The sequence below is a fragment of the Streptomyces sp. NPDC079167 genome, from assembly GCF_040686735.1.
GTDB lineage: Bacteria > Actinomycetota > Actinomycetes > Streptomycetales > Streptomycetaceae > Streptomyces.
In genome coordinates, this window is the sequence record NZ_JBFBLO010000050.1 from 1 (window position 1) to 4,603 (window position 4,603).

General features: G+C 68.8%; 1 protein-coding gene. It reads right to left on the reverse strand.

Annotation, left to right across the window (positions count from 1 at the left end; all coding sequences use genetic code 11):
* A partial coding sequence (locus AB0P41_RS35865) for a beta-ketoacyl synthase N-terminal-like domain-containing protein (RefSeq protein ID WP_365936188.1) occupies positions 1-4,603 on the reverse strand: 4,603 nt, incomplete at both ends.

Genomic DNA, 4,603 nt, shown 5'->3' on the forward strand with positions numbered 1-4,603 from the left:
GCCACCGCACCAGACGTCACCACCACCAACCGCGCATCAGCGAACCGCTCATCCGCCAACCACTCCTGCACCAACTGCAGCGCCTGTCCGGCAACCTCATGCGTACGAGACACCACGTCCCCGGCGCCGGAACCGGTCCCCGCGAACGACACCGCCACCACACCCGGCACCGACTCACCGGCATCCGCCGCAGCGGTGAACGCGGTCAGGTCGGCGTACCGAAGTCCGGGTACGCCGATCGCGTCGCCCAGCGCCGCCCAGCGGGCCTCGACCCGCTCCTCCTCCACGTCGTGACTGATCCAGTCCACCTGGAACAGCGCATCGCGCGTTGCGGCGTCGGCGGCAGCGCTGAGCTGGTCCGGCGAGATCGCCCGCAGAGCGAGCGACTCGACGGCGGCAACCGGGGCGCCTGCACTGTCGGCGAGGGTCAGGGAGAGGCCCGAACCGGTCGTCGTGATCCGTACCCGCAGGACGGTCGCCCCCACGGCGGACACCGAGACCCCGCTCCATGCGAACGGAAGCCGCGCTTCTCCAGCCGAATCCTCGCCGGCGCCGGCCACAAGACCCATCGTGTGCAGTGCCGAGTCAAGCAGTGCCGGGTGGACGCCGAACCCTGCGGCATCCGTCCCTTCCGGCAGGGCGACCTCCGCGAACACCTCGTCGCCGCGCCGCCAGGCTGCCCGAAGCCCTTGGAACGTAGGACCGTAGCCGAAGCCGATATCCGTAAGGTTCTCGTACAGACCCGCCGCGTCAAGGACGACGGCGTCACGCGGCGGCCACTCCTCCAGCGGCTCACCTGCCGTTACGCCGCCTGCGGACAGCGTGCCGGCAGCGTGCCGTGTCCACTGCGCGTCCGCGTCCTCAGCCAGTCGCCCGTGAACGGCGATCGCCCGGCTGCCGTCGTCCTCGGCAGCACCCAGGGTCAGCTGGACGGCTACCGCCCCGTGGTCGGGGAGAACCAAGGGCGATTCAAGCGTGAGGTCGCTCAGGAGGTCGCAGCCGACCTCCTCACCGACATGCAGAGCCAGGTCGACGAAGGCCGTTCCCGGCAGCAGCACCGAGCCCATGACCATGTGGTCGCCGAGCCACGGATGCGACTCGACCGACAGTCTGCCCGTGAACAGGTACTCATCGGCCTGAGCCACGACGACCTTGGCTCCCAGCAAGGGGTGCTCGCCGGCGTGCTGGCCGAGGGCCCTGGCGTCCGCAGCCCCGCTGAAGGATGAAGCAAGCCAGAAGTGCTCGTGCTGGAAGGCGTACGTCGGGAGGTCGACGCGGCGGGCGCCGGTGCCGGCGAAGTACGCCGCCCAGTCGACGGACCCTCCGCGTACGTGGAGCTCGGCGAGCGCGGTGACCAGTGTCTGCGGCTCGTCGCGGTCCTTGCGCAGCACCGGGACGAACGCCGACTCCTCGACACAGTCCTGACCCATCGCGGACAGCACACCGTCCGGACCCAACTCCAGGAACGCCGTCACGCCCTGGTCCTGGAGGGAGCGCATCCCGTCGACGAAACGAACCGCCTCACGCACATGGCGCACCCAGTAGTCCGCCGAGCAGACCTCGTCGCCCGACACGACGTCGCCGGTGACGTTGGAGACGATCCCGATCTCGGGCTGGTGGAAGGTGAGCGTCTCCGCGACCGCACGGAAGTCGTCCAGCATGGCATCCATACGAGGCGAATGGAACGCATGGCTCACCCGCAGCCGCTTGGTCTTACGACCCTCCGCCTCGAAATGGGCGGCGATCGCCAGAACCGCGTCCTCGTCACCGGAAATCACGGTCGCGGACGGTCCGTTGAGGGCCGCGATGGACACGTCGGCGGTCAGTAGCGGCAGGACTTCGTCCTCGGTCGCCTGGAGGGAAACCATCGCGCCACCCGTCGGCAGTCCCTGCATCAGACGGCCCCGTGCCGCGACCAGCTTCGCCGCGTCCTCCAGCGACAGCACCCCGGCCACATGCGCAGCCGACAGCTCACCGATCGAATGACCCAGAAGGTAATCGGGCTTCACGCCCCACGCCGACACCAGGCGGAACAACGCCACCTCAAGAGCGAACAGGCCGGCCTGCGTGAACTGCGTCTGATCCAGCAGCTCACCACCCTCGAAGACGACCTCCCGCACCGGCCGGTCCAGATGCCGGTCCAACTCCGCACACACCGCATCGAACGCATCCGCGAACACCGGATACGCCTCATACAACTCACGGCCCATACCCGACCGCTGCGCACCCTGACCCGAGAACAGCACGGCCGAGCTGCCCGACGAAACCGTGCCCCGGACCGTCCGGTCACCGATGACCACCGCACGGTGAGCCAGTGCCGCACGCGTCGTCACCAGCGAGAACCCGACATCCACCGGGTCCAGATCCCCGGCGAACGCCGACAACTTCTCCATCTGTGAATCGAGCGCCTCGGCCGTCTTCGCGGACACCACCCAAGGCACCACCGGCACCGCGACACCAGCCGTGTCCGCCACCGCTTTCTCAGAGGGCTGCTCCAGGATGACGTGTGCGTTCGTACCGCTGACGCCGAAGGACGACACACCGACGCGCCGCGGCTCGCCCGTCTCGGGCCATTCACGCGGCTCGGTCAGCAGCTGGACGTCCCCAGACTCCCAGTCGACCTGTGGCGTCGGCTCGTCGACGTGCAGCGTCTGCGGCAGCACACCGTGCCGCATCGCCATCACCATCTTGATGACCCCGGCCACACCGGCAGCAGCCTGCGTATGACCGAGATTCGACTTCAACGACCCCAGCCACAGCGGCCGCCCTTCCGGCCGCCCCTGCCCATACGTCGCCAGCAGCGCCTGCGCCTCGATCGGGTCACCCAGCGTCGTACCCGTGCCGTGCGCCTCGACGGCGTCCACTTGGGAGGCCGACAGGCCGGAGTCGGCAAGCGCCTGCCGGATGACCCGCTGCTGGGACGGACCGTTCGGGGCCGTCAGGCCGTTCGACGCACCGTCCTGGTTGACGGCTGAACCCCGCACGAGAGCGAGCACGGGGTGACCGTTGCGCCGCGCGTCGGAGAGCCGCTCAACCAGCAGCATGCCCACGCCCTCCGACCACCCGGTGCCGTCCGCTCTCGCGGAGAACGACTTGCACCGGCCATCCGAAGCCAGGCCACCCTGACGGCTGAATTCGATGAATGCGCCCGGAGTGGACATCACCGTCACACCGCCGGCCAGCGCCATCGTGCACTCGCCGGACCGCAGGGCCTGAGCGGCCAGGTGCAGGGCGACCAGCGATGACGAGCAAGCCGTGTCGATGGTCATGGTCGGCCCCTCGAGACCGAAGGTGTACGCCACCCGCCCCGACAGGACACTGCCCGAGGTGCCGATGCCCAGGAATCCGTCAACGCCTTCCGGCACGGAGGCGGTCCGCGATGCGTAGTCGTGGTACATCATGCCCGCGTACACACCGGTCCGGCTCCCGCGCAGTGTGCCCGGGTCGATGCCCGCACGCTCGAACGCCTCCCAGGTGGCCTCCAGCAGCAGACGCTGCTGTGGGTCCATCGCCAGCGCCTCGTGGGGGGAGATACCGAAGAACGCCGGGTCGAACTTCCCTGCGTCGTACAGGAAACCGCCCTCCGCGGTGTACGAGGCAGTCCGGTTGTCCGGGTCGGGGTCGTAGACGCCGTTCAGGTCCCAGCCCCGGTCCGTGGGGAACGGTGCGACGCCATCGCCTCCACCGATTGTCAGCTGCCACAGATCCTCCGGACGCAGGACACCGCCGGGGTAACGGCAACTCATGCCGACGATCGCAATGGGATCGTCGTCCAGGGCGTGGCCGACAGCAGCGACATTCCGGCTCAGCTCGTCCTGGCCGCCTACGAGCTCGTCGTGGATGTACTCGGCGAGCGACTCCGGAGTGGGGTAGTCGAAGATCAGCGTGGCGGGCAGACGGAGTCCGGTCACCTCGTTCAGACGGTTGCGGAGCTCGACGGCAGTCAGCGAGTCGAAGCCCAGTTCCTTGAACGCTTGCCCGGAGGTGACCGAGTCCCCGGACGCATGCCCGAGTACGAGTGCGACTTCACCCCGCACGAGGTCCAGGACCAGACGGACTCGTTCTGCCTCCTCCATGCCTCGCAGACGGTCGGCAAGAACCGATTCGACCGTCCCGGACTTCGCGAGGCGGCGCCCCGACACGCGTACGAGGCCTCGCAGCAGCGGGGCCACACCGTTGGAGGCAGCGCCCTGGCGCAGGACCGGGAGATCGAGACGCAGCGGAAGAACCGCAGCCTGTCCGGTCGTCTCTGCCGCGTCGAACAGGGCGACACCCTGATCGGCCGTGAGTGCAGGAAGGCCTGCGCGGGCCATGCGCTGGAGGTCGGCGGCGTCGAGACGCCCGAGCATCCCACCTTCCGCCCAGGGCCCCCAGCCCAACGACAGACCCACCAACCCATCGACCCGCCGAACCTCGGCCAACGCGTCAAGGAATGCGTTCGCCGCCGCATAATTCGCCTGCCCCGACGACCCCAACGTCGCCGCAGCAGAAGAGAACAGCGTGAACACCGACAGATCCATGCCACGCGTCAGCTCATGCAGATGCCACGCCGCATCCACCTTCGGCCGCAACACCGCCGCCAACCGCTCCGACGTCAGCGACG